Source organism: Lamprobacter modestohalophilus (assembly GCF_016583905.1).
GTDB classification, from domain to species: Bacteria; Pseudomonadota; Gammaproteobacteria; order Chromatiales; family Chromatiaceae; genus Lamprobacter; species Lamprobacter modestohalophilus.
Map to the genome: position 1 here is coordinate 1 of NZ_NRRY01000038.1, position 26,426 is coordinate 26,426.

General features: G+C 62.8%; 22 protein-coding genes. 11 read left to right on the plus strand and 11 right to left on the minus strand.

The window, feature by feature from the left end:
• Window positions 1-231 precede the first annotated feature (231 nt).
• Entirely contained in the window at window positions 232-1,713 is a 1,482-nt protein-coding gene (locus tag CKO42_RS18345; protein WP_200247219.1) for an ISKra4 family transposase, read from the minus strand.
• Window positions 1,714-2,122: 409 nt separating this feature from the next.
• On the opposite strand from CKO42_RS18345, the gene CKO42_RS27490 reads away from it, so the two are divergent.
• Window positions 2,123-2,371, plus strand: coding sequence for a DUF2887 domain-containing protein (locus CKO42_RS27490; RefSeq protein ID WP_338034947.1), 249 nt, complete (start codon window positions 2,123-2,125; stop codon window positions 2,369-2,371).
• A 350-nt stretch (window positions 2,372-2,721) separates the two neighbouring features.
• On the opposite strand, the gene CKO42_RS18355 is transcribed toward CKO42_RS27490, so the two are convergent.
• The 4 genes from CKO42_RS18355 to CKO42_RS18370 all read right to left on the minus strand — a co-directional run bounded on the left by CKO42_RS18355 (window position 2,722) and on the right by CKO42_RS18370 (window position 10,356).
• Window positions 2,722-4,980, minus strand: coding sequence for a putative bifunctional diguanylate cyclase/phosphodiesterase (locus CKO42_RS18355; protein WP_200247222.1), 2,259 nt, complete (start codon window positions 4,978-4,980; stop codon window positions 2,722-2,724).
• Between the two features lie 70 nt (window positions 4,981-5,050).
• Complete coding sequence (locus tag CKO42_RS18360) at window positions 5,051-5,533, minus strand: circadian clock KaiB family protein (protein ID WP_200247225.1); 483 nt, start codon at window positions 5,531-5,533, stop codon at window positions 5,051-5,053.
• Window positions 5,530-7,248: a circadian clock protein KaiC gene (gene kaiC, locus CKO42_RS18365; RefSeq protein ID WP_200247227.1), complete on the minus strand. Its 1,719-nt coding sequence runs from the start codon at window positions 7,246-7,248 to the stop codon at window positions 5,530-5,532. Before kaiC ends, CKO42_RS18360 begins: the two co-directional genes overlap by 4 nt.
• Before the next feature lie 129 nt (window positions 7,249-7,377).
• Window positions 7,378-10,356, minus strand: a complete 2,979-nt coding sequence (locus CKO42_RS18370) for a sensor domain-containing protein (protein ID WP_200247230.1) — start codon at window positions 10,354-10,356, stop codon at window positions 7,378-7,380.
• Window positions 10,357-10,473: 117 nt separating this feature from the next.
• Between CKO42_RS18370 and CKO42_RS18375 the strand changes: the two genes are divergently transcribed.
• The 4 genes from CKO42_RS18375 to CKO42_RS18390 all read left to right on the plus strand — a co-directional run bounded on the left by CKO42_RS18375 (window position 10,474) and on the right by CKO42_RS18390 (window position 13,934).
• Window positions 10,474-11,739: an NAD(P)/FAD-dependent oxidoreductase gene (locus tag CKO42_RS18375; protein ID WP_200247232.1), complete on the plus strand. Its 1,266-nt coding sequence runs from the start codon at window positions 10,474-10,476 to the stop codon at window positions 11,737-11,739.
• Between the two features lie 111 nt (window positions 11,740-11,850).
• Window positions 11,851-12,420 carry a DsrE family protein gene (locus CKO42_RS18380; RefSeq protein ID WP_200247234.1) on the plus strand — a complete coding sequence of 190 codons (570 nt, stop codon included), beginning with the start codon at window positions 11,851-11,853 and terminating at the stop codon, window positions 12,418-12,420.
• A gap of 133 nt (window positions 12,421-12,553) precedes the next feature.
• Entirely contained in the window at window positions 12,554-12,985 is a 432-nt protein-coding gene (locus tag CKO42_RS18385; RefSeq protein WP_200247237.1) for an FKBP-type peptidyl-prolyl cis-trans isomerase, read from the plus strand.
• A gap of 226 nt (window positions 12,986-13,211) precedes the next feature.
• Entirely contained in the window at window positions 13,212-13,934 is a 723-nt protein-coding gene (locus CKO42_RS18390; protein WP_338034949.1) for a RibD family protein, read from the plus strand.
• 346 nt (window positions 13,935-14,280) lie between these two features.
• Here the strand turns inward: CKO42_RS18390 and CKO42_RS18395 are convergent, their stop codons facing one another.
• Complete coding sequence (locus CKO42_RS18395; protein ID WP_200247239.1) at window positions 14,281-14,823, minus strand: EF-hand domain-containing protein; 543 nt, start codon at window positions 14,821-14,823, stop codon at window positions 14,281-14,283.
• Window positions 14,824-15,127: 304 nt separating this feature from the next.
• Between CKO42_RS18395 and CKO42_RS18400 the strand changes: the two genes are divergently transcribed.
• The 3 genes from CKO42_RS18400 (at window position 15,128) to CKO42_RS18410 (ending at window position 18,594) form a co-directional block, all read left to right on the plus strand.
• Window positions 15,128-17,023, plus strand: coding sequence for a glutamine--tRNA ligase/YqeY domain fusion protein (locus CKO42_RS18400; RefSeq protein WP_420844330.1), 1,896 nt, complete (start codon window positions 15,128-15,130; stop codon window positions 17,021-17,023).
• Window positions 17,020-17,601, plus strand: coding sequence for a DinB family protein (locus tag CKO42_RS18405; RefSeq protein ID WP_200247244.1), 582 nt, complete (start codon window positions 17,020-17,022; stop codon window positions 17,599-17,601). The genes CKO42_RS18400 and CKO42_RS18405 overlap by 4 nt, the downstream gene beginning before the upstream one ends.
• A 222-nt stretch (window positions 17,602-17,823) precedes the next feature.
• Entirely contained in the window at window positions 17,824-18,594 is a 771-nt protein-coding gene (locus tag CKO42_RS18410) for an LOG family protein (RefSeq protein ID WP_200247247.1), read from the plus strand.
• Between the two features lie 49 nt (window positions 18,595-18,643).
• Here CKO42_RS18410 and CKO42_RS18415 read toward each other — a convergent pair whose 3' ends face one another.
• Window positions 18,644-19,285, minus strand: coding sequence for a L,D-transpeptidase family protein (locus CKO42_RS18415; RefSeq protein WP_242479513.1), 642 nt, complete (start codon window positions 19,283-19,285; stop codon window positions 18,644-18,646).
• Window positions 19,286-19,388: 103 nt separating this feature from the next.
• Complete coding sequence (locus CKO42_RS18420) at window positions 19,389-20,837, minus strand: cryptochrome/photolyase family protein (RefSeq protein ID WP_200247249.1); 1,449 nt, start codon at window positions 20,835-20,837, stop codon at window positions 19,389-19,391.
• 190 nt (window positions 20,838-21,027) lie between these two features.
• Between CKO42_RS18420 and CKO42_RS18425 the strand changes: the two genes are divergently transcribed.
• Window positions 21,028-21,495 (plus strand): hypothetical protein, encoded by a 468-nt coding sequence (locus CKO42_RS18425; RefSeq protein WP_200247251.1) that lies wholly within the window; start codon window positions 21,028-21,030, stop codon window positions 21,493-21,495.
• A 113-nt stretch (window positions 21,496-21,608) separates the two neighbouring features.
• Entirely contained in the window at window positions 21,609-22,025 is a 417-nt protein-coding gene (locus tag CKO42_RS18430; protein WP_242479514.1) for a nucleotidyltransferase family protein, read from the plus strand.
• On the opposite strand, the gene CKO42_RS18435 is transcribed toward CKO42_RS18430, so the two are convergent.
• Both CKO42_RS18435 and CKO42_RS18440 read right to left on the minus strand, forming a co-directional pair.
• Window positions 22,022-22,342, minus strand: coding sequence for a hypothetical protein (locus CKO42_RS18435; RefSeq protein ID WP_200247254.1), 321 nt, complete (start codon window positions 22,340-22,342; stop codon window positions 22,022-22,024). The two genes, CKO42_RS18430 and CKO42_RS18435, sit on opposite strands and share 4 nt — an antisense overlap.
• Window positions 22,332-23,267 carry a histone deacetylase family protein gene (locus CKO42_RS18440; protein WP_200247256.1) on the minus strand — a complete coding sequence of 312 codons (936 nt, stop codon included), beginning with the start codon at window positions 23,265-23,267 and terminating at the stop codon, window positions 22,332-22,334. The genes CKO42_RS18435 and CKO42_RS18440 overlap by 11 nt, the downstream gene beginning before the upstream one ends.
• Window positions 23,268-23,366: 99 nt before the next feature.
• Between CKO42_RS18440 and CKO42_RS18445 the strand changes: the two genes are divergently transcribed.
• Window positions 23,367-26,060, plus strand: a complete 2,694-nt coding sequence (locus tag CKO42_RS18445; RefSeq protein WP_200247262.1) for a bifunctional acetate--CoA ligase family protein/GNAT family N-acetyltransferase — start codon at window positions 23,367-23,369, stop codon at window positions 26,058-26,060.
• A gap of 47 nt (window positions 26,061-26,107) precedes the next feature.
• On the opposite strand, the gene CKO42_RS18450 is transcribed toward CKO42_RS18445, so the two are convergent.
• Window positions 26,108-26,422, minus strand: a complete 315-nt coding sequence (locus CKO42_RS18450; RefSeq protein WP_200247265.1) for a P-II family nitrogen regulator — start codon at window positions 26,420-26,422, stop codon at window positions 26,108-26,110.
• Window positions 26,423-26,426: the final 4 nt, after the last annotated feature.

A 26,426-nucleotide genomic window follows, 5' to 3' on the forward strand; every position in this document is an offset into this window, starting at 1 on the left:
GTGACCAAGATGCTCGTCTGAACGACCCCATTTTCAAGAATGGCGACTTTGTAGTGCCACTCGCCGATTTCATGCAGCGCAAGCTAATGATCTAAAAGGAATTATAAATATGGGTGTTAAAGATGGGTTAACGCAGCAGCGGCTCCCGGTTGCCGTGACTTATTGAGAAGTTACCCGAGCGCGCCGCTAAGTGATTGATTCACCGTTGTCCCATCGCGTGACACAAGGCCCTCAAGCAGCGATCGGCAAGGCCTGATCATCGTTGGCGGCCTGATCGCCATACAGGCGTGTCAGCTCGCTGTGGATGCGAAAGTCCATAAACGGCCCCCACAGCTCGCTGAGCGCGACGCTGCGCAGCTGCAGCATGGCGTGGGCACCCGGCACGGTCCAGCGCATGCCGGAGCGCTCCATGCGATCCTTGACCAGATGCCGACAGGCGCCTTCGATCACACCAGTGGCGATCGGGAAGCCAGCCTCCAGATAAGCGTCATAGGCCATGCGATGGCGGTTGCCATCGAGGTAGGTGTACACGCTGTCGAGGCGTTTGCGCGCCCGGCCCCGGCGGGGCTTGCGCTGTGCATCGAGGTCGGCGAGGACGTCAGCGACCTGGCCATGGAGCACCTGACCCAGGGCGGTTTTGACCCAGGCCCGGCGCTGTTCCTGCGTGTCCTCAAGCACCTCGGCGGCCTCCCAGAGGTAGCCGGCGACATGGATGATATCGAGGATCTCGGTGACATCCTCGCCTGGCAGATAGGTGGCGGCGGCCTGCCACAGCGAGCGCTGCCCATCGATGAGCACCACCGTGTGCTGCGCGCCGTCGGGATTGCGCAGCCGATTTTGCTGCTGCAGCCACGCGAAGATCATCCGCGTTTGCTCGCCGCTGTGGTCCTCGGCATCGCGGATCAGGCCGGCGCGCACGGCTTTGTGCAACGGCTTCGGACGCGCCGTCGGCGGTCGCTTCAGCGCGGAGGTTTTCTCGGCAAACAGCGCCTCGAGCACCGCGTCTGGGGTGCGCACGAACGGGGCGATGCTGTAGACGCTGCCGAGCAGGGCCATCTTCTTCTTGCCACCCACCCCCTGGGTCTCGCTGGCACGCATCGCCACCCCTTTGCCATCGACGGTGTTGACCACCAGGGTCTCTGCTGACGCCGGCGTGGGTGGCGGCTGCTGCGCCCAAAACGCGTCCACAGAGGTGCTCAACCCGGCCTGCTGACGTTCCAGTGTCTGCACCGATTGGCGCACCTCGAGCACGCGCTCGAGCAGGTCGTTGGTCTGTGCGTAGGGCTGCTCGATCATCAGCTGTTCGTTCCAGGACTGCAGCAGAAACGAGGTGCAGGTCTCGGGGAGTTTCAACCGCGCATCCAAGGGGATCAGCTCGATGGCCTGGCCTTCGCGCTGGCCATAGACGAACCGCTCGAGCTGAAACTCACCAAACACGCTGCGATAGGGGCGCGTGCGCGGCGCCAAGCGCTTGAGCACGCGTCCCTGCTCCGTGAGGTGCTCCTCACCGACATCCCCATCACCACTGGCGGCAAAGAAGGCCCCCAGCAGGCTATGACCCAAGGCCAAGACCCCGCGCCAGAGGCCTTGTTCGACCTCGTGGGTCGCCCGTCTGTCCTCAAGCGACGCCTCAACGAAGTTGACCAGTTCTTGCATCTGCTCGATCAGTTGGGGGCCGTGGCTGGTGAGCGTGGACGTGTGTAGACTGAACATGGCGGCCTATCAGGCGGTGGCGGTTCAACGGGATGGTTGTCCTGATCAGCCTACGCCTGTGAGCACCGCCTTGCTCAAGGGCGTCGTTTCATGCCCTGTGGGTGGGGCACGCTCCGGCGCCGGTCGGCGCGCTCGGCAGGTTGCACCCTAGCGCGCCTTGCCCATCGACTTGTTCGGCACTTGCTTTGGCTAACAGCTGGCGTCTAGCGGGTTCTGCGACGAGCTTCTGGAGCGCCAGGCGCAACCGCTCGCTCCCAATGGCCTCTTGGTGTCCAAGATAGTCGATCAGGCCAGCATCGGCCAGTGCCGCGCAGGCTGGACGTTGGTTCTCGGCGATGCTGATGACCAGGCTGGGTAGGCCAAGACAGTCCTCTGCCTGCTCACCAACGGCCTGCGCATCGACGGCGTCGTGCTAACGGCAGACCCCAAGCAAGCCATCTGGGCGATCGAGGTCCAAGCCCAGAAAGACGACGCCATCTACCACCGCCTGCTCATCGACATGGGCCTGCTCGGCGAGCGCAGTCTCGAGCAACCGGTGCGCGGCCTGCTGCTGTTCCTCAGTCCTGAGCACGACCACCAGACCGAGCCCTCCCTGGCTCAGCGCCATCGACCGCGCCCGCGACCCGCAGTGCCCCATCCGCCGCGTCTACCTCATTGAGGTGTTTGAACACCTGCGCCATAGCCAACCCGAGCATCCGCTACTCGCCAACTTATCTGCCCTATCTGGTCGAAGACCGCGAACGCTTGCGCGAACAAGCCCCGCTCGCCTATGGTCAAATCCAACAGGCCCCATTGCCTGAACAAGCACGCCGCTATTGTCTCGACGTCTGCCCTCGCGCTCCACCTGATGGAGATCGCGCCCGCTGGTCATCAACAGCGAGGACGTCGGGCGTTATGCCTATCGGCAAGGGCTGTTCGTGCTCGCCCAATCGGGCGATGCCATGGTGATTCACAATGATGACCGGGCTGATGCCTCGGGGAGCGCTTAGATAGCGCTCTGGTCGAGGTTCAGGTCGCTGAGTGACTCGGGCTGCCGGCAGTGCTGTAGCTCGACAGGGCCGCAGGTGGCCCAGGACGACCGAACAAATAGCCCTGGAAGGCACGACAGCCATTGCGTGTCAGGAAGCGTCTTTGGGCCTGTGTCTCGACGCCCTCGGCGATGACCGAGAGCCCGAGCTGCGGCGCGAGGGCGAGGATGGCGCGTACGATCGCAGCGGCATTGGCGTCGTGGGTGACGTCGTCGACGAAGGAGCGATCGATTTTTAGCGTATCGAGAGGCAGCCGTTTGAGGTAGGCGAGTGACGAGTAGCCAGTGCCAAAATCGTCGAGCGCAAACCGCAGCCCAAGTGTGCGCAGGGCCACCATCTTAGTGATCGTGTCCTCAACATCCTCGAGCAATAGACTCTCCGTGAGCTCAAGCTCGAGCAGGCTCGGGTCAATGTCATGTGAGAGGACTGCCGAGCGCACCATGGCGACGAAGCCTGGGTCACGAAACTGACGTGCGCTGATGTTCACAGCGAGTGAGCGTTGTGCGCTGCGAGTCTCGGCTGCCCAGTCGGCCAGCTGCGAGCAGGCTGCGTGCAGCACCCATTTACCGAGCGGCAGGATCAGTCCAGACTCCTCGGCGAGATGGATGAAGATATCTGGACCCAATAGCCCGCGCTCGGGATGTGCCCAACGCACTAGGGCCTCGGCGCCAATCAAGGCCCCGGCGCTGTCGACTTGGGCCTGGTAGTGCAGTACGAACTGCCGGCTCAGTAAGCCCATGCGTAGATGCGCCTCGAGTTCGGTACGCTCCTCGAGTGCGATCTGTGTCTGCGGGTCGAAGAAGCGAAAGGTGTTGCGGCCGGCGTCTTTGGCTTGGTACATCGCCAGGTCCGCGCGCTTCAGCAGCTCGTCGACGCTCGCGTCGGCGGGCTCGATCAGGGTGGCGCCGATGCTTGGGCTTACATGATGGGGCTTCTCCCCGAGCTGATAAGGCTCGGTGAGCGCCTGCTGAACCTTTTCGGCGACGGTGCGGGTCTGCTGCGCGGCCTGATCGGCCTCATCGCTCAGGCCTTCCAAGACGACAACGAACTCGTCACCGCCGAGCCGGGCGACGGTGTCGCGTGCCCGTACGTTTTGCATCAGACGCTCAGCGACCTGCTGCAAGAGATTGTCGCCCATATCGTGGCCGAGGCTGTCGTTGAGGTCCTTGAAGTGGTCGAGATCGATGAACAGGAGCGCGCCATGATGGCCGTCGCGGCGGATCGTCGCCAGGGCGTGATTGAGTCGGTCGAGCAGGAGGCGCCGGTTGGGCAGGTGGGTTAAGGCATCGAAGAACGCGAGCTGCTTAATCTGATTCTCTGCGACTTTACGTGCGGAAATGTCCTGATTCAGGATCACCGCACCGACGATGCCGCCATCGTTGTCCTGGATCGGGACGGCCGAGGTCAGGATGGTCTTTGCTGAGCCGTCGATACACTCGATGTCGACCTCTTTATTCAAGATCGTCTCTCCGCGGAGAATGGCGCGTGATGCTGGGCAATCCTGGGGCGCGACTGCGCGACCACACTTGCTCGAGCAGGCTTTGCATTGGCGGAAATGCTCGAGCCCAATGCATTGGGTGCCGCTCCAGATCTGCTGTGCGACCGAATTACCGTAAGTGATCTTACCGCGACGGTCTAGGAACCAGACCCCGACGGGTAGGTGCTCGACAATGGTCTTGAGCTGGTGCTCACTCTGTCGTACCGCGGCTTCGGCATGCTTCTGCTCGGTCAGGTCGGTGGCGACCACGCAGAAGGCACCCTGCTTCTGCTCCAACGGTAGCTCAGTCAGCGAGAGGTGGCAGGGAATCAGGGCGCCGCCCTGACGAATCAGCTGCAGCTCTAAGCGTTGTTGGGGGCGCGGTGATTGGGTTTCCAGCCAGGTTTGGTAGGCCAAGCGATCAGTCGCGCTGATCAGCGCGCTCAGCAGGGTGCCGGTGAGAGCCTCACGTGGAAGGTCGAGCATTGCCGCCATGCGGCGGTTGGCAAAGTAGATGTGGCCGGTGGCGGTCAGCGTCATGGCCCCTTCGCCCATCTCTTCGACCATCAGGCGATAGTCGTGCTCGGCGCCTTGCAGCTCGAGCACTCGGCCGCCTTGATGGCCGGCGATGAGCAGGGCGTCGATCTCGCCGGCGCGGATCGCGTCGAGCACCGCCTCGGCCTCGGCCAAGCGCTGCTGTAGATCTCGAATCTGCGCTTTAGCGTCGGCGGGCGAGTCAGGGGGTTGGTCGGTGACAATCATGGGCGTGGTAGGGGGATCAACCGGTTGCCGGTGCAGTGCATCTGTCCGGCGTAGGCCTGGGCGTTAACCGCTAAGGGTTGACGTGCCAGATCGACTGCCGTAAGTCGAGGCCGACAATGGCGCGCTCGGTGTCGGAGAGGTCGCCGATGATCTTACGCATGGGAAGTGGAAGCCGGCGCACGACGGTCGGAATCGCGAGGATCTGATCACCTTGCGCCAAGTGTGGCTTCTCGAGCAAGTCGATGACCTCGATCTGGTAGCGCCCGCTCAGATGGGCCTCGCACATGGCCTGCAAGTTAGCGAAAGCGGCCAGCGACTTCGGCGTCTGGCCGGCGACATACAGGCGCAGCGTCCAGCGCTGATTCCCTTCGCTGGTTTCGGCCTCATCCAGGGTGACGGTTGCGTCGGTCGCCGCAGCCGTTGGGGTGTCGGCCGCGCTGCTGGCCAACGGGATGCTCGATTCGCTGATCGCGTGGCGAAGGTTGCGGTCTTGGGGCTCGGCGACAGGCTCGGTGCGAACCGGCGGTTTGTCGTCGTCGGCGGTTGCGCTCATGTTTTATCCTCCTCCGCCATCTGGCTGTGTGCATCGGCGCGGCGTACCGAGGCCATCGATGCGCGATGTTGAACCGACCGTGCCTGACGTTGTAGCTCGCGGTCGATGAGCGCTAGGGTTTCGGATTCCTGCGCCTCGAACTCCTGCTGCATTGCGGCAATTTGGGCGGTCAGGATGGTGCGGCGGCGTTCGAGGTCGTGCTTGCGCCGTTCGATCTCCTGCTGCCGCTCAAGTTGCTCGCTCTCCTCAACGGATTCTTGCGCCAGCCGGGCACTGCCGGTCAAGACCCCGCCTGGCCCAACATAGACGTCACGGAGCTGGATGCCATTGTCGGTAATCAGGAATTCGCGCGTCTGATTGGAATGGGCCATGCCGCGAGACTTGAGGATGCTGAGGGCGCGGTTACGCTCGCCGCCGGTGTTCACTGACATCAACAGCAGCCAGGTATCGATCAGCGAGGAGATGGCCGAATCGGTCCGCTCCAAGGATTCGCCGCCGAGCGTCAGGCTGGTAAAGAGCGCCGTGATCTGGCGCGTCTTGAGAAAGTCGATGAGCCGGGTCAGCATGCCTTTGACCTCGAGCTCATTACCTTGGGTGATGAAGCTGTTCAGTGGGTCCAAGATCACCACTGATGGTGCGAACTGCTCAACCGCCCGATGGATGAGCGTGAGGTGCATCTCAAGGCCGGTGAAGCTAGGACGAGCGGCGTGAAAACGCAGTAGATCCTGCTTGGTCCAGCGTGCCAGGTCGAGACCGATCGTGCTCATGTTGCGCTGAATCTGGGCTGCAGGCTCCTCAAAGGCGAAATAGAGCGTGCGCTCGCCGCGGGCGCAGGTGGCCGCGGCAAAATGTCCCGCCAGACTCGATTTACCGGTGCCGGCGGTGCCCGAGACGAGCACGCTGCTGCCACGAAAGAAGCCGTTGTCGCCGAGCATGGTGTCGAGCCGCGCGACACCACTCGAGATCCGCTCGGTAGAGACCGGGTGGTCGAGGCCAAGCGAGGTGATTGGGGTCACCGAGATGCCGTCGGCATCGATCAGGAAGGGGTAGTCATTGGTGCCGTGGCTTGAGCCGCGGTATTTGAGCACGCGCAGGCGGCGGGTCCAGGTCTGATCGCGCTGCTGATGATCGAGCGTGATGACGCAATCGGAGACATATTCTTCGAGGCCCTGGCGGGTCAGCTGACCGTCGCCGCGCTCGCCGGTGATGATGGCGGTGACGCCTTTGTCTTTGAGCCAACGAAACAGGCGTCGCAGCTCGGCGCGCAGAATCAGCGGATTCGGTAGGCCGGCGAAGATCGTCTCGATGGTGTCGAGCACGACGCGCTTGGCGCCGATCGAATCGATCGCATAGCCAAGACGGATAAACAGTCCGCTGAGATCGAAATCACCGGTTTGCTCAAGCTCGCTGCGCTCGACCGCGACAAAGTCGAGCGCGAGCTGGCCGCGCGCGACCAGGTCGTTGAGGTCAAACCCTAGCGAGGCGACATTCTGGGCCAGTTCCTCGGCGGTTTCTTCGAACGCAATAAAGACCCCTGGCTCGCCAAAATCGGTTGCACCTCTGACCAGGAACTCCATGGCTAGAAGTGTCTTGCCGCAGCCTGCGCCGCCGCAGACCAAAGTCGGGCGGCCGCGGGGCAAGCCGCCGCAAGTAATCTCGTCGAGTCCAGAGATCCCTGTTGCGGCCTTCGGCAATGCACTGTCTATGGTGCTCACGCGTCTCCTCAAGCTAATCAGTATTCGTTAATGCTCGGGCATCATACAACGGCTGGCGGAATCGAGCTTGCGCAGCATGACGTATTGTGATTCGGCATTCGGTGCCGCCAACGGGGGTTCACCCGTGCGTCAGAATGCTCCGGTGCGCGCAGCACTGTTAGGGCTGAGCCGCTCGCGCCAGTGCGTGAGTAGATCGTCGGCGGGTAGCGGCTTGGCAAAGTGATAGCCCTGGCCAAGATCGACCTGCTCGTGGCTGAGGAAGGCAAGCTGCTCGGCGTCCTCGACGCCCTCGGCGACAGTCTCTAATCCCAGTGTGCGGGCCATCGCGATGATGGTGCGCACGATCGCCTCGTCGTTGTCGTCGGCGCCGATGTCACGCACGAAGCTTTGGTCGATCTTCAGTTGATCCAGGGGGAGTATCCGCAGCATTGCCAGGCTGGAATAGCCGGTGCCGAAGTCGTCGATGCTGATGCGTGTGCCAAGCCGCTTGAGTTCGGATAACAGTGCGCGCGCGGCATCCGGGTTGCGCATGAGCATGGATTCGGTGACCTCTAGCTCGAGCCGTTCGGGTTGGAGCGTGAAGGCTTGCAGGGTTGTCGCGATGGTTGCGGGCAGGGCGACCTCGTCGAGCTGACGCGCGGATAGATTGACCGCGATCCGCGGCAGATGGAGGCCTTGTCGGTCCCAGTCTGCGAGCTGCTGGCAGGCGGCTGCGATGACCCAGGTGCCGATCTCACTGATCACGCCGATGTCTTCAGCGAGCGGGATGAACTGGCCGGGTGGGACCAGGCCGAGGTCTGGGTGTTGCCAGCGCACCAGTGCCTCGACCCCGACGAGCGCACCGTCGCTGAGCCGCACCTGCGGCTGGTATTGCAGCCGCAGCTCGTTGCGCGTGACCGCACCGCGCAGCGCGTGCTCGGTGATCAGCCGTTCTAACGCACCTTCCGTGAGCGAGCGGTCGAAGAACTGAAAGCTGTTGCGACTCAGGCGCTTGGCCGCGCCAAGCGCCTGGCTCGCCTGACGGGCGAGGCTATCGGCGTCGCTCCCATCAGCCGGATACAGGCTGATGCCGATGCTGGCGGTTACCACCAGCTCGCGATCGGCAACAGTGACTGGCTTGGCGATGCGCGTCAGCAGCTCGCGCGCGAGGGCCGCAACCGGCGCCGCCTTGGCGCGCTCTTCAAGCAGCAGTGCGAATTCGTCGCCGCCGAGCCGCGCCAGCGTATCACTTGGCAGCAGCTCGGAGCGGATGCGGCGCGCCATCTCGATGAGGAGTTGGTCGCCGTCCTGATGGCCGAGGGTGTCGTTGACCTGCTTGAAGCGGTCGAGATCGAGATTGAGCAGCGCCAGATGGCCTTTACCCGATGCGCGCGTCAGCGCGTGCTCAAGGCGCTCGTTGAAGAGTGCGCGGTTGGCGAGGCCAGTGAGGGCATCATGATGCGACAGATAGTCGATCTTCTCTTGCGCCTGTTTTGACTCGCTGAGGTCGGTAAACAGGCCAACGTAGTGGCCCACCTCGCCGTTCGGATCGTGCACGGCACTGATCGACAGCCACTGCGGATAGAGTTCGCCGTTCTTGCGCCGATTCCAGAGCTCTCCGCGCCAGCTTCCGTGCTGGGCGATCTCGGACCAAATCGCGCGGTAGAAGGCGCTGTCGTGCATTCCAGATTTCAGCAGCCGAGGATTTTGCCCGAGCACCTCGTCGGCGCTGAAGCCGGTGATGCGGGTGAAGGCCGTATTCACCCGCACCAAGGCGCCATCGGCGTCGGTAATCGCGACGCCCTGCGGGGTCTCGGCGAGCACCTGGTCAGCGAGCTTGAGTTTCGCCAAGGATCGCATCTGTTGGGCGAGGCGCCAGGCCTCGTTCGCTAATAGTTGCGCGGATTCGATATCGATCCTGTCGTAGTCAGTCACCTTGTTTCCAAGGCCGAACAGCATCGTGACTTGATTGCCATCGAGGACCGGCACCACCAGAGCGCGCTTGAGTGCGATGTGTCCAGTGGGCAAGCCCTTCGCGTGCGGATGCGCCGGATAGTCACCGATGATCATGGGTGTTCGCCGGCGCAGTGCATCAGCCCACAGCCCCGCCTGCTGCAATGGATAGTGCATGTTGTGGTTGACTTGGCAGCCGGCGTCGAGGGTGCGCAAGGACCAGGCGGCGAATTCGACCGAGGTCTGATCGTTGTTGACGAAGTGCGCGAAGCCGATTTCGCTCTCAGTGAGATCTTCGGCGAGTGCGAGCGCGTGCTGGAGCATAGCCAGCTCGTCCAGATCGTCCGCGATGCGCGGTAGGGCTAACAGGGCCTCGTCTCGGCGTGCCTTCACGGCGAGCATCAGGCGATTGTGCTGCTGCTCGGTGATGTCCTGCACCGTACCGATGGATCGTAGAGGCGTGCCGTCATCGGCGTACTGGGTTTCGGCATATTCGTTTAACCATTTGACGCTCCCATCCGTGAGTTGGATGCGATGCGCAATGGCGTACGGATGATGCTGTGCGACCGATGTCTGAAAGGCGCGATCAACGGCCTCGCGGTCCTCGGGATGAACTAGGTCGAGGAAACTGTGGTAGGAAGGCTCGATCTTGCCGGGCTCGTGGCCGAGCAACCGATAGATCTGATCGGACCAGAAGAGCTGCTCGGTCTTGAGGTCCAGCTCCCAACTGCCGAGGCCGCCGAGGCGCTCGGCGTCGCGCAGCCGCTGCTCATTCGCGCGTAGCGCCTGCGTGGCTTGCTCCTGCAAGGTGACGTCGTGGGCAATGGCATAGATGCGACCGGTGTCGGGCGCAGCCACGGCAGACCAGGCCAGACTGCGCCACTCGCCATCTCCGCGGCGATAGCGATTGACGAACTGCGAGGTTGCTCCGCCGGCGCTGAGCTTGGTGGTTTCGGCTTGGGTGGCGAGAAGATCGTCCGGGTGGACGAACTCTAAGAACGAACGCCCGATCAGCGCCTCGGGGCTCCAGCCGAGCTGCTCCCGCCAAGCCGGGTTGCAGCGACGGATGCGACCGTTTTTGTCTGCGATTAACAGAAGCTGTAAGGAGAGCGAGAAGAATCGATCGACGTCTTGCCTGCCGGCCACTTCGCCGTCGATATCTGCGACAATGCCCAACTGCTTCACCGATTCCAAGTCAAGACGTTAACGGGCTAAGGATAGCCAGCAAACGCAGCCTTGCCAAAGTGTTTATTGATCTCACGCGCAACAGGGCTTTGACCCGACCGGCGATCGATGACCTCCGCAACCATCAAGGGGAGCAGCATGGCCAAGGCTATCGAGCCTGAAGTGATTATAGTCGGTGCCGGACCTGCCGGCAGCGCGACCGCCTATCACCTGGCTAGCGCTGGCATCCGGACGCTGCTGATCGACAAGGCGGCATTCCCGCGCGACAAGGTCTGCGGTGATTGCCTGAGTCCGCGCGCGCAGCATTATCTTGGGCGTCTCGGGCTGTTGGAGCGGGTCGCCGCCGAAGCGCATCAGGCGACACGGATTCGCTTTCGGGCGCCAGGGGGCGCCGAGGCCGAGACCTTGATCACCGGCGATGGTGCGATGCCGAATCGCACCCTGGTGCTGGCGCGCCGCCGCTTCGATCTGCTCCTGCAGGAGCACGCACTGGCGGCGGGTGCGCGCTTTCAAGTCGGGCATGTGCGTGCGCTGGCCACCGGCGGCGGCGTCGAGCTTGAGGGCGAGACGCTGCCGGCGCGGCTGGTGGTGATCGCGACTGGTGCGGCGCTATCCCTCATCAAGCGGACAGCGTTGGCGCCAAGGCGTGGCGTGCATAGCGTCGCGGCGCGCTGCTACTTGGCGCAGATGTCTGCTCCGGGGCCGGACTTACGCTTCTTCTTCGATCATCTACCGCTCCCTGGCTACGCCTGGCTGTTCCCGACCGGCCCGACCAGTGCAAACCTCGGCTACTGGTACAGCGGTGGGAGCGGGGTGTCGGCCGCCTCGCTGTTGCCCGGGCTGCTCAAGCAGCATCCGGAACTCTCGCGCCTGACGGCGGGCGGCGTAGGTGTTGGCCCGGTTGCCGGCTATCCGATCCGCAGCGATTTTCTGCGGGCACCAAAGCGGGCAGACGGACTGCTCGCGGTTGGCGAGGCGGCTGGACTGGTCAACCCGTTCACTGGCGAAGGGATCGATTACGCACTCGAATCTGCAGAGCTTGCGGCCACTTCGGTTATCGAGGCGCTGCGCCGAGCGCCGAGCGATCGACCCGTCTCTGCGCGATCGCTGGCCGGCTATTCGCGCAGCCTCCGGCAGCGCTTTGGCGCACTCTTTGTCCTGATGGAGCTTGCGCAACGTTATGCCTTCACGCCTTGGGTGTTTGACCGGCTGTTCGGCCGTGGCGCAGACGGGCAGCAGCTGGTCGACACCCTGATCCAGGTGTGCTTTGGCGCTGCGCCGCCGTCGCGCGTGCTGGCACCGCTGGAGCTGATTCGGCTCATCAGCTCGCGGCCGGTGGCGACCACATCGGTGGCGGAAGATAAAGAATCGTGACAAAAACGGTGGGATGAAAAAGACCTAGTCTTCGAGTAGGCTTTAGCTCCGCCCCTGAAAGGTCGTCATTCAATGCTCCCCCCTAACCAACGATGGAGTCCGTCTATGTCGATGAACAAGAAGTCTCTCGCCTATTGCTGTTCTGCACTCGTTGCTTGCGGGCTGCTGTTGTCCGCGGCCGCATCGACGGCCGATGAGAAGGTGGCTGAGTGGGTGGCCCCGATCATCACCGGCTACGGCTACATCAACCCGTTGCCAGACGCAAAGCTGCAACCGGACCCGAGTGAAGACTACAAGGTGGTGTTCGATATCGCGAAGGGTGCGGAGAACACTGGCGGTATCAATGCCGGACTCTGGCATGTTGCACGTGCGGTGAATCTGTTCGGTGATGACGGCAAGCCTGCGGAGAACCTGGAGATCGCGGTTGTGATTCACGGCACGGCAACCCGCGCAGTGCTGGACGACACGACCTACGAGGCCCGCTATCTGAAGCGCAATCCGAACGCCGAGCTGATCGAGAAGCTCAAGGCGGCCGGCGTCAAGCTCTACGTCTGTGGCCAGGCCATCGTCGACAGTGGGTATTACTACCAGAATGTACGCGATGACATCGATGTGGTGCTTGGTGCGATCGCCGCTGAGATCAAGCTGGTCACCGAGGGCTACGTCCTGGTCTATCTCTGAGCCTCGGGTTTGCGCTCGGCGCGAGGCTCGTCTAAGGTGGGCTGAAATCATTGGCCGCGCCTGCTCTGGCGCGTGCTACTCCATGCATCTCAGCCGAAACCCTTCCACGAGTATTCCTATGGCTAACTCTCCGATGACCGAAGCAAAGAGCGGCGATACCGTCAAAGTCCACTATACCGGCACCCTCACCGATGGAACCGAATTCGACTCCTCGCGCGGCCAGGAGCCGCTGGAGTTTACGCTCGGTCAGGGACAGATGATCAGCGGCTTTGAAGAGGCCGTGGTCGGCATGACGCTCGGCGAGAACAAGACCATTACCATCGCCTCCGGCGAGGCCTATGGCGAGCGGAACGAGTCCATGGTGCAGCAGGTGCCGCGCACCGCGATCCCGCCCGAGATCAAGCTTGCCCAAGGCATGCTGCTGCAGGCCCAAGGGCCGGACGGTGAGACGCTGCAATTCACGGTCGCCGATTTCAACGACGAGGAGGTCACGGTCGATGGCAATCATCCGCTGGCCGGTCGCGATCTGACCTTTCAGCTCGAGTTGGTCCAGATCGCTGAGTAACGGTTCAGAACCATCTTCCGCTAACGCTCATCGATGGCAGGCGCTGCTTGCCGCCTCGAGCGGCGATAGGGCGGCTGCCGCAGCGCTTGGTCTGGTTTGCGATCCAGTTCAGCACTGGCGTTGGTCTCGGCCTCCATCTGAAGCGTCAGTTGATGGGCTGCAAGACCTCTGGTCGCTTTATCTACCATTTCTTCCGATCGATGGCAGTGCGGACCGCAGCTGCATCATCGGCCATCTCGGCCAAAGCCTGGACGGTTGCATTGCAACCCACGTCGGCGACGCCTGTTTCGTCACCGGACCTGAAAACATCACCCATCTGCATCGGATGCGCGCGCTTGCTGATGCGGTGATCGTCGGCGCGGGCACGGTCGCGGTTGATGATCCAAAACTGACCACCCGTCTGGTGCCCGGCCCGAGCCCGGTGCGGGTGGTGCTCGATCCGGATGCACGGGTGCCGAGCGATCGCCAGGTCTTTACCGATGGCCGTGCGCCGACGCTACTGTTTCGCCGCCCGACGAGTGTTCGCCCGACAGGTGTTCGCCCGACAGGTGTTCGCCCAACAAGTGATCGTGGAGGCGAGGATGGCGACGCGGCGGTGGGTTATGGCGATGCGGAGCTGATCGAGGTGCCTGAGGGAAGCGCTTCGGCCGCCAGATTCGACTTGGCAGCGGTCGTCGATGCGTTACGAGTTCGCGGGCTGCGGCGGCTGTTCGTCGAGGGTGGTGGGGTGACGGTGTCGCGGTTTCTGCAGCAGGGGTTGCTCGATCGGCTACAGATCACGGTTGCGCCACTGATCATCGGTAGCGGCCGACGCGGCGTGACGCTCCCAGCGACTGAACGGCTTGCGGATGCGTTACGTCCGGCGCATCGGCTCTATCGGATGGGTGAGGACGTGCTGTTTGATTGCGCTCTGCAGACCGATACTGCTAACCGAGACGGCTTGCCGTGAAACAGGAGCTTCATCGTCCGGGGGGCTGTGTACTTTGTGCTTGCCGTGAAACAAGTGTTTCATCGATCAGTGTGGCGACGCGCTAGGTCCGTTACCGTGAGTCTCACGCGCTTCGTCGTCTGGGCACTGTCGCGCCGTATTTGAGCATTAGGCGAAACGCACGATCGACATCAGCTGAAAGCATGAGCGCAGGCAGCGGACCCTGAGCGTTTGCTGCGTAAGTAACTGTCTATTTTCTACTTCCCGATGATCGCCTTACACTGGTGCTCAAATCGGGAATAAGTTGAAGGACAGTTTCTAAAGATCTGTCGGCCTTCCTTGGCCGAGCGTTGCGGATCTGCTGTGCTTATTGCTGCGGACCGGCTGCGCCTTCTTGCTGTTGCTGCATCTGCTGCATTTTCTGCATTTGCTCTTGCATCTGGCGCTGCATCTCCTCGAAGAATGCCGTCGCTTCTTCATTGGTTGCAAAGCCGTCGCTGTCAGCATCCATCCGCTCGAACGATTCGACTGTCGGCTGCTCGAACTCTGCGGGGCTGACCTTACCGTCACCGTCTTTGTCGAGATTCTTGACGAAGGTCTCGCCGGGGTCGGGCATGCCGCGCTCTTTCATGGCTTCGAGCATCTCGGCAGGCACCTGGTTGTTGAATGCGGTGCTCGCCTCCTCCATGCTGATGAAGCCATCGCCGTCGGTGTCGGTCTCGGTGAAGCGCGGCTTTTGCGGTGCGAGTGCCTCCTCGAGGCTGACCTTGCCGTCACCGTCGGTGTCGAGCTGCTGGATAAAGGCGTCGGCTGGCTTGGTTGGGGCTGGTGCGTCATCCTGGGCAACGCTGAGACTGGTGACGAAGGTGCCGGCGATGGCGATGGCAAGAATGGAAGCGGCTCTCTGCATGATCTGGCTCCGAATATGGTGAACGAGCTTGCTTGTGAACGAGCTTGCGGGTCTCGGCCTGCGATGGAGACGGTGCGGGTTTCTTCTCAGGCGTGATGCGCTGTCGATAGAAATTGCCCAAGGACTTTATGGCCTTCAGCCGGACGCCGAGCTGGCGATAGGGTAGTGGTCCTAAGGCGTGCTGGCAAACGCAGGGTTCAAGGATGCGCGACAAGCCAGTATGCTGCGCGTTTTTCGCCGGTCGGCTGCTGATCCCTAGCCGGTCGGTCTTTGGGTGCTTTTTGCTATGGCTGATTCTGTCTCGATGCCGACCCGGACCCACTTCATCCGTCAGATTGTTCAGGACGATCTGGCGAGTGGGAAGCATACAACGGTGGTCACGCGCTTCCCGCCTGAGCCGAATGGCTATCTGCACATCGGCCACGCAAAGTCGATCGTGCTCAACTTCGGGCTGGCCGAGGCGTTGGGCGGGGTCTGCAATCTGCGCTTCGACGATACCAATCCGGGTAAGGAGAGTCCGGAGTTCGTCGAGTCGATCAAGGCCGATGTGCGCTGGCTCGGTTTCGACTGGGGTGGGCGCGTGCGCTTTGCCTCGGACTATTTTGAGCAGCTGTATGGGTTTGCCGTTGAGCTGATCGAGCAGAGCTTGGCCTATGTCTGCGATCTTTCCGGTGAGGAGACGCGCGCTTATCGCGGTACGCTGACCGAGCCGGGTCGCGACAGCCCCTTTCGTGATCGCAGTGTGGAGGAGAATCTGGACCTCTTCCGCCGTATGCGCGCCGGCGAGTTCCCGGATGGCGCGCGGACGCTGCGGGCGAAGATCGACATGGCATCGCCCAACATCAACCTGCGCGATCCGGTGTTATATCGGATTCGGCACGGGGTGATCCATCACCAGACCGGCAGCGAGTGGTGTCTGTACCCGACTTACGACTACACGCATCCAATCTCAGACGCGCTGGAAGGCATCACCCATTCCCTCTGCACGCTGGAGTTCGAGGATCATCGCCCGCTCTACGATTGGTGCGTCAGCCACGTCTCGGTGCCCTGCCAGCCGCGCCAGATCGAGTTTAGTCGGCTCAACCTCGAGTACACGGTGATGAGCAAGCGCTTGCTGACGCAGCTGGTCTCCGAGCAGATCGTCGATGGCTGGGATGATCCGCGCATGCCGACCATTGCTGGGCTGCGCCGACGTGGCTACACGCCAGGGGCGATGCGCGGCTTCTGTGAGCGCATCGGCGTGACCAAGGCCGACAACCTGGTCGAGATGGGCATGCTTGAGAGCGCGATTCGCGATGAGCTGGATGCGTCCGCGCCGCGCGCGATGGCGGTGCTGCACCCGCTGCGGGTGGTGCTGACCAATCTGCCGGCTGATGCCCCGGCGGCGGTCGAGGCGCGCAATCATCCGAAGGACGAGGCGATGGGCGTGCGTGAGCTGCCGCTCAGCGCGGTGCTCTGGATCGATCGCAGTGACTTCGAGGAGACGCCGCCGAAGGGCTTCAAGCGCCTGATCCCGGGCGGCGAGGTGCGGCTGCGCAATGCCTACGTGATCCGCTGTGACGAGGTGGTGAAGGATGCGGATGGCGTGGTGATCGAGCTGCGCTGCACGGTTGACCCTGACACCCTCGGCAAGAACCCGGAGGGGCGCAAGGTCAAGGGCGTGATCCATTGGGTGCCGGCCGAGACGGCGATTCATGCTGAGGTTCGGCTCTATGATCGCCTATTCACGGTGCCGCAGCCGGGTGCGGGCGATCGCGACTTTCGCGCGGATCTGAATCCGGATTCGCTCCGTGTACTGAGCGGTGCGATGCTTGAGCCGAGCCTGGCCGCGGCGGAGCCGGGCGCGCGCTTCCAGTTCGAGCGCGAGGGCTATTTCGTCGTCGATCCGGACTCGACGCCGGAGCGTCCCGTCTTCAATCGCACCGTGACCCTGCGTGATACCTGGGCGAAGGCGCAGGATAACGCTGGTCAAGCGGGTGCTGGGCAGGGGCAGGGCGCAAGGAGCCAGAGAGCGACAGGCAAGAAGGCACGCTCGGGTGATGGCAACGCCAACGCCAATGGCAAGGCCAATGGCAAGGCCAACGCCAAGGCCAACGCCAAGGCCAAGCACGATGCCAAGCAGGAGGGTTCGGGCAAGGGCACGGACAAGGCTCAAGCCGCTTCAGCTCAGGGCATCGGCGCATCCGGGGGCGTCGCATGAGCTCGACAGCGCCACCACCACTTGAGCTGCCGGGGAAAGGCATCAGCTGGCTCGAGCGCCAGCTGCTTGGGGCGGGGATTCGTGCGGCAGCGCGTTTCTACGGCAAGGACCGGATGACGCAACTGTTTCGTCAGGAGGCCGAGCGCGCCATCGCCTTGGCGCGCGGCCTGAGTGAGGCGCAGGGGCGTCAGCGGGTGCGGGTCGAGCGCTTCATCGGCATCGAAGACAGCAGCCGCGACTGGTCGGTGTACATGACGCTCGAGCATCTGGTGATCGTCAACACGGCGATCGCCGCGATCTTGCCGCAGCTGTATTCGGGTAGCTTGGTCGGGACTCAGGTCAAGATCGAGGAGGTCAAGCCGGTGCCGGAGGCCGGCCCGGAGCAGATCGGCGATCTGGTCGCCTTGGTCGAGCGCTATAGCGACATCGTTGACAAGCTTGGCAATCTGCGTGCTGGGGCGAGGCTGCCGCATCCCTGGTTCGGTGCGCTCTCTGCGGCGCAGTGGCATGCCCTCGCGGCCATCCATAACAGTACCCATCGGCGCCAGATCGAGCGCATCATGCAGGCGTTGAGCTGAGCTGAGCTGAGCAATCGAGGCTCGTGTCAAAGCGCACTGGGATACTTCAAAACGCCAAACAGGCGTCCAGCAACGGCTACCTAAATTGAGCGCCACGATCCGGAAAAATCGGCAATAGGCCTTGCCAACCCTACCAGGGCCTTGGTTTTTTTAATATTTCAATCGGCGTGCATCTGCGCCATCTGCGGTTTATAGGATAAAGATTGGTCTGCGGTGATCAGGATGCAAAACACACCAGCAAACGCGCTACAAAACGCACCACGAGACGCGCTACTAAGCGCTCAACCGAAAACGCCAAAGTCCGCGCGTGAGCGCGAACTGCTGCGTGGCGCCGATGATCTGCTGGTCGATTTCGATCGTGGGGTCACGGTCTTCAACGAGCTGGTGAGAGGCTGCCGCAGTCTGTTCGACCTTGGACGCAGTATCACCATCTTCGGATCGGCGCGTTTTCCCGAGGGGCATCGCTGGTATCAGCTGGCGCGAGCGACCGGCGCCGATCTGGCGCGTGCCGGCTGTACGGTGATCACTGGCGGTGGCCCCGGCATCATGGAGGCGGCCAATCGCGGCGCTCGAGAAGCCGGCGGCATGAGCGTCGGCTGCAATATCCGGCTGCCGCATGAGCAACACCCGAATCCCTACCTCGATCGGGTGCTGACCTTCGACTATTTTTTCGTGCGCAAGGTCATGCTGCTGAAATACTCGTCCGGATTCGTGTTCATGCCCGGCGGCTTCGGCACCCTGGACGAGCTGTTCGAGACCCTGACGCTGATCCAAACCGGCAAGGTCGAGGCCTTTCCTTGCGTGCTCGCCGGCACGGCCTTTTGGCAGCCGATGCTGGATGTGGTGATGACGCAGCTCTACGATGCCGGCGCGGTTGCGCCCGGCGAAGTCGAGCTTAAACTGCTCGACGACCCGGCCGAGATCGTCGCCCATCTGCTCGCGAATCAAACCGCGACGCCGCCTGGCCCTTGGTCTGAGCAGGAACCGTCTTAACGTGAATCTCGCGCGATCCATCTGCCGGGGTGGCGCGGCGCCATGAGCCTTAGGGTCGAATCTCGATCGGCGTGCCATCCTCGACGGCGCGCCAGACGATCTCCATCGGGCCATTGCGTAGCGCGATGCAGCCGTGGGTGTGGTCGCGGTATTGGTTTAGCCAGCCGAGCCAGCCGCTGCCGTTGACCTGACCATGGATCATGATCAGCCCGCCGGGATCATCGCCGCGCGCGGCCGCGGCGGCACGGTCGGCCGCATCGGGATAGGAGACATGCAGCGATTTGAAGCAGCAGCTACCCGGGTTGCGCCAGTCGAGGATGTAGCGACCTTCGGGCGTGCGGCCATCGCCCTCGCGCTGCTTGTGACCAATGGGGTCGAAGCCGAGGCTGATGCGCCATTGTCGGTAGATCTCGCCATTGCGGATCAAGGACAACCGCCGCGCGCCCTTCTCGACCAGCACCAGATCGGCCTTGGGCGGATCGGCGCCGAGTAGATCGACGCGCCAGGCGGGGAGCTGATATTCGAATTGATGCAGGCTCAGGATCAGCAGCGAGAGCAACATCAAGCCCCAGCCGGTCCAGCGTAGGTGCTGGCCGGGTTGAGACTGGCTTGGCTGGGGCTTGCGTGGCTGGAGCAGGGAATGGGACTGAGGTTGAGGCGTGCTTGGCTGAGGCTGAGAGTGGTTTGGCATCGTCTGGCTGCTCATGTCAGCAGTGGTGAGGCTTAATGGGCGGTCTCTGAGCGCTGCGACTCAGCGGGTCAATGACAAGTCCGACGACTGCCGGCAAGTCTGCTCAAGAGCTGCCCTTGACCTGATCATAAGCCGCCAAGGCCTCGGCGCGGCTCTCCTTCAGATCAACGATCGGCGCTGGATAGTCACGCCCGAGCCGCACACCGCATTGGGCCAAGAGGCTCGCCGGCGCCTGCCAAGGTTGATGGATGAACCGATCGGGCAGGCGGGCCAGCTCCGGGCACCAGCGCCGGACATAAAGCCCTTTTGTGTCGAAGCGCTCACCCTGCAGCACCGGGTTGAAGATCCGGAAGTAGGGCGCGGCATCGGCACCGCAGCCGGCGCTCCACTGCCAGCCCTGGGTGTTATTGGCCAAATCGGCATCGACTAGCGTGTCCCAAAACCAGCGCGCGCCTGCTTGCCAGGGTAGGCGCAGGTTCTTGGTCAGCAGCGAGGCGACGATCATTCGTACCCGGTTGTGCATCCAGCCGCTGTGCCAGAGCTCGCGCATGCCGGCATCGACGATGGGGATGCCGGTGCGGCCGCGTTGCCAGGCCCGAAGCAACGGCTCGGTGTCGCCGCTGCGCCAGGGGAAGTCGGCGAAGCGCGGGTTCAGGGGCTCGCTCGGCGTGTGTGGGAAATGATAGAGCAGCTGATAGCTGAATTCGCGCCAGCCCAGCTCGCGCTCAAAGGGCTCGGCGACCTCGGCAGCGATGCCGCGGTCGCGGATGGCAGCGAGGATTTGGCGCGGGCTGATCTCGCCGAAGTGTAGGTGTGGCGAGAGCCGCGAGGTGCCGCGCTCGAACGGCCAGTCGCGGGCCTCGTGATAGGGCTCGATGGGGCCGTTGAGAAAGCGCTCCAGCTCCGCGCGGGCGCCGGCTTCGCCCGGCTGCCAGTTCGCTTGCAGGCCCTGATCCCAGGGGATCTGCGGGCGCAGATCTAGGGCCTCGAGGGGCAGCTGCTCGAGTGGGGTTGGCAGCGGTTGGAGTGCGTCTGGCGCGGCGCTCTGGTCGGTCAGGTCGTCCCGTTTCAGCAGTTCGGCCCTGAGGCGGCGCCAATAGGGCGTGAAGACGCGATAGGGCTCGCCGGCGCCGGTCTTCAGCTCCCAAGGCTCACTGAGCAACGCGGCATTGTGACTGCTGCAGCGGATTCCTTCGGCGCGCAGAGCCTGCTTGATTGCGCTGTCGCGCGCGATCACCGCTGGCTCGTAGCAGCGATTCCAATGCAGCGCTGTGGCCCCGGTCTCGACGATCAGTTGCCGCAACACGGCAAGGCTCTCACCGCGACGGATGAGCAGCCCGCTACCTCGCTGCCGCAACCCTTGGTCAAGCGCGCTCAGACTCTGATGCAGCCACCAGCGCGAGGCTGCGCCGTGCTGCCATTGCGCTTCCTCTTCAGGGGCGTGGATGTAGACCGGGATCAGTCGCTCGCTCTGTGCAACTGCAGCCCTGAGCGCAGGGTTATCGCCGAGCCGCAGATCGCGACGCAGCCAGAGGAGGGCTGTGGTGGGCATGCTGTCTATGGGTTGCTTCGGGCTGCTTGCTGGAGAAAGCCGATTATCGCAGACTGGTCGCGAAGACGATTCGTCTGCTGAGTGGTAGGCGCGAGACCAGCTCGCTTGTTCCGGAGGCTTTGGACGCTAAGAGGCCAGCTGTGAGGTAACGATGGGTGCGGCCTCTGCATAATGTCAATCTGATGGTGCCATGTCGCGTAGACGACACAAGAAAAAGAGATCTCGCGCAGAGACACAAAGGCGCAGAGAAGAAGATGAAGAAGATGAAGAAGATGAAGAAGAGAAGAAGAGTAAGGACAAGAGAAGCGCACTGGGAACATCGAGCAAGCTCTTTCTTCCTTTGCGCCTCTGCGTCTCTGCGCGAGCCTCTTCTTGCCACGTCACAACATCACGCGACCTCATGTCGAGGCCGCACCCGGTAACGATCATGTATGCAGCAATCACGGGCACTTTTGAAAATGGTGAGGTGACGCTTGAAGAGCCGCCGCCGACCCTAGGTCGAGCGAAGGTGGTGGTGATGTTTCTGGTCGATGACCCCCAGGATCAGTCCAACCGAGAACCGCGCAAGGGGGTGCGCCTTGGTAGTCTTGCCGAGAAAGGCTACCAAATCCCTGACGATTATAATGTGCCGCTAGATGATCTGAGCGGATATCAGTGACATGCGCCATTTGATCGATACTCAGATAGCGACGGTCCTGAGCGAGGGGATTCCTATTCTTTCGTCAGATGCCAATTTCCAACGTTACCGGCCTGCTGTTCAGGTTGTCATGAATGGTTGATCACCTGTCGAACGACATCCGCGATTACAGTGACATCGATGCCGCCACTGCGGATGCGGTTCAGCGCTTCATGGCCCGCGCTAAGGCTTCGCCGGCACTAGCGGGCGTTGTGGTAGGCGCGGTGCTGTTCGGCAGCCGCGCACGCGGCGAGCAAAGGCCCGACAGCGATGCTGATGTCGCAGTGCTGCTGGCAGGCGAGCATGCTTGCCGGGTCGATGTTGCGTTGCATCTGGCCGATATCGCCTTCGATCTGATGCTGGAAACGGACATTCTGATCGAGGCGATCCCATTCTGGCAGGACGAGTGGTCGCACCCGGAACGCTTTTCAAACCCGGCGCTGATCGAACGCATTCGACAGGAGGGGGTGTCGCTGCGGACCCCGCAGAGATCCGCACGCACAGCGGGTTAATCGGCGCTTTCGGCAAGCATCTGGTCAAGACCGGACGCATCCCGGCCGATCTTGGCCGCACCCTGAACCAGGTAGAGCGTATGCGCTTGCTTGCCGACTACACGGGCGAGGAGATCGAGTCGGAGCGGGCGCGTTGGGTGGTCGAGCGCGCGGCGGCATTTCTTCTCGTCTTCAACCAGGCCTTTGCGCCTGTTTAACCTGAATCTCACGCGATTCATTTTCCGGTGTAGCACCACGCCATGAGCGTGAGCCTCTTCTATTCGGACAGAGGCAAGAGCTGGCTTTGGTGTCATCAACCCTTCGGCCTCATGAGCCATGCCCAATCAGCTCATCAATATGCACGGCGACGCTGCGCCCGAGCGCTGAGAGGCTATAGCCACCCTCGAGGCAAGAGACAATCCGCTCATGCGCATGGCGCACCGCGATCTGCCGCAGCTCGGCGGTGATCCAGGCATAGTCCGGCTCGCGCAGCATGAAGTGCGCCATGTCATCCTCGGCATGGCCATCGAAGCCGGCCGAGATCATGATCAACTCGGGTGCGAAGGCGTCGAGTCGCGGCAGACAATGTTCCTGCATCGCGGCGCGAAAGGCCTCGCCGTTGGTGCGGGAGGGTAGTGGCAGGTTGATCACATTCGATGCCGTCGGGCCGGCACCGGAGCCAGGATAGAACGGGTGCTGGAAGCTGGAGCAGAACAGCACCCGCTCATCTCCGGCGTAGATATCCTCGGTGCCATTACCATGGTGGACGTCGAAGTCGACGATGGCGATGCGCTTGAGCCCGTGCGCATTCATCGCGTGCGCGGCGCCGACGGCGACGTTGTTGAAGAAGCAGAAGCCCATCGAGCGCGCGCGCTCGGCATGATGACCCGGAGGGCGCACTGAGCAGAAGGCGGCGTGGTGGCGATCGCTCATCACCAGATCGACGGCGAGGATCGCGGCGCCGGCTGCATGCAGCGCTGCGCTCAGTGAGCCGCGCGACATGGCGGTGTCGCCATCGACCCAGACCAGTACATCATCGGCGCTGGGCGCAGCCTCGAACAGGGCATTGACATAGTCGGGGTCGTGCACCGCCAAGAGTTGCTCACGGCTTGCCTTGGGCGCGTCATAATGGGTCACCAGCATCTCCATGCCGGCGGCGATCATCCGATCCGAGATCGCGTGCAGGCGCTCCGGCACCTCGACATGGTGCGCGCCCATCTTGTGCTCGAGACAATCTTGGTGAGAGATAAAGGCCAGGTTCATGGGGCGCTTACTCAGGTGCTCGGGACGGTAGTCCGAAAGCTTAATCGCTTTGTCATCTTTTTGCTTTATTACCCGATTCGCCCCAGGAGGGGCCAGCCGATGCGACTCTCCGATGTCGACCAGCTTTTCGTCCCTGATGCAGTCGCCGTGTTTGGCGCCAGTGATCGCGAGGGCTCGGTCGGCGCGATGGTCTATCGCAACGTCCTCGCCGGTGGCTTCAAGGGGCCTTGCTATCCGATCAACCCGAAGTATGAGACGGTTGATGGCCAGCCCTGCTGGAAGGATCTTGCGGCGCTCGATAAACATGTGGATCTGGCGCTGATCGCGACCCCGGCCGAGGCCGTTCCCGGCATCTTGGATCAGTGCGGTGAGTTTGGGGTACGTGCGGCGGTGGTGCATTCGGCTGGCTTCTCGGAGCAAGGCGATCGCGGCAGCGCGCTGCAGGAGCGTCTGGTGGAAGCGGCTCGGCGTAATCGGATTCGGGTGTTGGGGCCGAATTGCTTGGGCGTGATGCGGCCCTCGCATGGGCTGAACGCAACCTTTGGTAATGAGCTGCCACGCGCCGGCAATGTCGCTCTGGTGTCGCAATCCGGGGCGGTTTGCACCGCGATGCTGGATCGCTCAGGGCCGCGCCGGCTCGGCTTCTCGGCGGTGGTCTCGCTTGGGGCCGCGGCCGATGTCGATTTTGGCGACATTCTCGACTATCTGGCGCTCGATCCGCAGACCCAGAGCATCTTGCTCTATGTCGAGGGCGTGCGAGATGCGCGTCGCTTCATGAGTGGGCTACGGGCGGCAGCGCGGCTGAAGCCGGTGGTGGTGGTCAAGACCGGTCGGCATCCGGCCGGCTCGCGCGCGGCGCGCTCGCACACCGGGGCCTGGGTCGGCTCTTCGGAGGTCTTTCGTGCCGTGCTCGAGCGCGGTGGCGCGGTGCAGGTCGAGCGGTTGGCGCAGCTGTTTGCGGCGGCGCAGGTGTTCGGCGCGGGTCGGCGCCTGGCCGGCAATCGCATCGCCGTGGTCACCAATGGTGGTGGTCCCGGCGTGCTGGCGGCCGATCGGGCGGTCGATCATGGGCTGATCCTGTCCGAGCTGACGGAGGCGACGCGTGCCAAGCTCGAGGAGGCCTTGCCGGATCATTGGTCACATGGCAATCCCGTCGATGTCATGGGCGATGGCTCGGCACAGCGTTATCGCGATGCCCTTGAAGCCTGCCTCGCGGATGAGGGCATCGATGGCGTGATCGCCTTGATGGCACCGTTGGCGACCAGCGATCCGACCACCGTGGCGAAGGAAGTGATCGAGGTCGCAAAGAAAACCCGCAAGCCGGTGCTGACCTGCTGGATGGGTGAGAGCCGGGTGGCTGAGGCGCAGGGGCTGTTCGCCGAGCATGGCGTGCCGCACTTCGAGTCGCCTGAGGTGGCGGTGGATGCGATGTCATTCCTCGCTGAGCAGCGCCGCAATCGGATGCTGCTGATGCAGTCGCCGGGGCCGCTGTCGCAGCAGTTGGGGCCGGATATCGAGGGCGCCCGGCTGATCATCGAGGGCGTGATGGCCGAGGGCCGCAAGGTGCTCGGCAGCATCGAGGCCAAGGCGGTGCTCTCGGCGTTTCGCATCAACAGCACCCAGGCGGTGCTCGCGCGCTCGCCGAACGAGGCGCTGATCGCCGCCGAATCGCTCGGCTTCCCAGTAGTGATCAAGATCAATTCGCCGGATATCCGCTACAAATCCGATGTCGACGGTGTGCGCCTCGGGCTGAGTGACGCGCAGAGCATTCGCCGCGCTTATACCGAGTTGACGGAGCGCGCGCAGAAGCTACGGCCACAGGCGCAAATCCAGGGCGTGACGGTTGAGCACATGGTGCCGACCCGCGCCGCGCGTGAGTTGATGGTCAAGGTGGTGCGCGATCCGATCTTCGGCCCAGTGATCAGCTTCGGCGCAGGTGGCACCGATATGCAGGTGCTCGAGGATAAGGCGCTCGGCCTGCCGCCGCTCAACGCCTTCATCATCCAGACCATGATCGAGCACACGCGGGTGGCACGCCTGATGGGCGCCTACAGCAATATGCCGCCGATGAACCGGCAGGCGCTCTCGCGCATCCTGCAGCGGGTCTCGGAGATGGTCTGTGAGCTGCCGGAGATCATCGAACTCGAGATTAACCCGTTGATCGGCAATGATCTGGACGTGATCGCGGTCGATGCCCGCATTCAGGTCGACTATCCGCCGCCGCAGATGCCGGTCTATGGGCACATGGCGATTCATCCCTATCCGCAGCATCTCATCGAGCGCGTGCCATTGCCCGATGGCACCGATCTGACCATTCGCCCGATCCGCCCCGAGGATGCGCAGATGGAGCAGGACTTCGTCCGTGGCCTCTCCGATCAGACCAAGTATTTTCGCTTCATGCAGACCATCAAGGAGCTGTCGCCGGAGATGCTGGTGCGCTTCACTCAGATCGATTACGACCGCGAGATGGCGCTGATTGGAGTGATCCGTCCGCAGGGCGAAGAGGGGGTTGGTCCAGAGCAAGAGGTTGGCGTCGCGCGTTATATGGCGCATCCGGGTGGCGATACCTGCGAGTTCGCGATCGTGGTCTCGGATGCGAGTCGCCGGCGTGGGATCGGCGCCCGACTCATGCGCTCGCTGATGCAGAACGCGCGCAACAAGGGGCTGCGGATCATGGAAGGTGAGGTCTTGAGCGCGAATTCGCGCATGCTGGCACTGGTCAAGTCGCTCGGTTTTCGCATCGAGACCGATCGCAATGATCCGACCGTGAAGCTGGTGTCGAAGGTATTGTGAGGGGGCTGGCATCCATTGCCAGCCCGGGCCTTCTGCGGTTTGTAGGATCAAAGGCTGTGAGCGTACAGGACCTCAACCCGTCCGATATGGATGATGCCGGAGAAGTTGTCGAAGTACTTGTCGGCGACCTGCTTTGCAATCGTCCGGGCGACGTCCTCGCTGGCGGTGATGACCTCGATCTTGATGTTCGAGTAGGTGTCCGAGACGATGGGTCGACCTGGAGACGGGGTGTTGCGGCTACCGACGCCACCGGCGTCCATCACGGTGTAGCCGGTGGCTCCGGCTGCCTGGATGATCTTGGTGACCTTAGGCAGCAGCACCTTCTCGGTGATGATGACGAGCTTCGTGGCCATTTGTGTCATGACT

Bases quoted from the DNA above. Each gene is read 5' to 3' on its own strand.
- CKO42_RS18345 (WP_200247219.1), bottom strand. From the start codon at position 1,713: ATGTTCAGTCTACACACGTCCACGCTCACCAGCCACGGCCCCCAACTG.
- CKO42_RS18355 (WP_200247222.1), bottom strand. From the start codon at position 4,980: ATGATTGTCACCGACCAACCCCCTGACTCGCCCGCCGACGCTAAAGCG.
- CKO42_RS18360 (WP_200247225.1), bottom strand. From the start codon at position 5,533: ATGAGCGCAACCGCCGACGACGACAAACCGCCGGTTCGCACCGAGCCT.
- CKO42_RS18375 (WP_200247232.1), top strand. From the start codon at position 10,474: ATGACCTCCGCAACCATCAAGGGGAGCAGCATGGCCAAGGCTATCGAG.
- CKO42_RS18380 (WP_200247234.1), top strand. From the start codon at position 11,851: ATGAACAAGAAGTCTCTCGCCTATTGCTGTTCTGCACTCGTTGCTTGC.
- CKO42_RS18385 (WP_200247237.1), top strand. From the start codon at position 12,554: ATGACCGAAGCAAAGAGCGGCGATACCGTCAAAGTCCACTATACCGGC.
- CKO42_RS18395 (WP_200247239.1), bottom strand. From the start codon at position 14,823: ATGCAGAGAGCCGCTTCCATTCTTGCCATCGCCATCGCCGGCACCTTC.
- CKO42_RS18400 (WP_420844330.1), top strand. From the start codon at position 15,128: ATGCCGACCCGGACCCACTTCATCCGTCAGATTGTTCAGGACGATCTG.
- CKO42_RS18405 (WP_200247244.1), top strand. From the start codon at position 17,020: ATGAGCTCGACAGCGCCACCACCACTTGAGCTGCCGGGGAAAGGCATC.
- CKO42_RS18410 (WP_200247247.1), top strand. From the start codon at position 17,824: ATGCAAAACACACCAGCAAACGCGCTACAAAACGCACCACGAGACGCG.
- CKO42_RS18415 (WP_242479513.1), bottom strand. From the start codon at position 19,285: ATGCCAAACCACTCTCAGCCTCAGCCAAGCACGCCTCAACCTCAGTCC.
- CKO42_RS18420 (WP_200247249.1), bottom strand. From the start codon at position 20,837: ATGCCCACCACAGCCCTCCTCTGGCTGCGTCGCGATCTGCGGCTCGGC.
- CKO42_RS18425 (WP_200247251.1), top strand. From the start codon at position 21,028: ATGTCGCGTAGACGACACAAGAAAAAGAGATCTCGCGCAGAGACACAA.
- CKO42_RS18430 (WP_242479514.1), top strand. From the start codon at position 21,609: ATGGTTGATCACCTGTCGAACGACATCCGCGATTACAGTGACATCGAT.
- CKO42_RS18435 (WP_200247254.1), bottom strand. From the start codon at position 22,342: ATGGCTCATGAGGCCGAAGGGTTGATGACACCAAAGCCAGCTCTTGCC.
- CKO42_RS18440 (WP_200247256.1), bottom strand. From the start codon at position 23,267: ATGAACCTGGCCTTTATCTCTCACCAAGATTGTCTCGAGCACAAGATG.
- CKO42_RS18445 (WP_200247262.1), top strand. From the start codon at position 23,367: ATGCGACTCTCCGATGTCGACCAGCTTTTCGTCCCTGATGCAGTCGCC.
- CKO42_RS18450 (WP_200247265.1), bottom strand. From the start codon at position 26,422: ATGACACAAATGGCCACGAAGCTCGTCATCATCACCGAGAAGGTGCTG.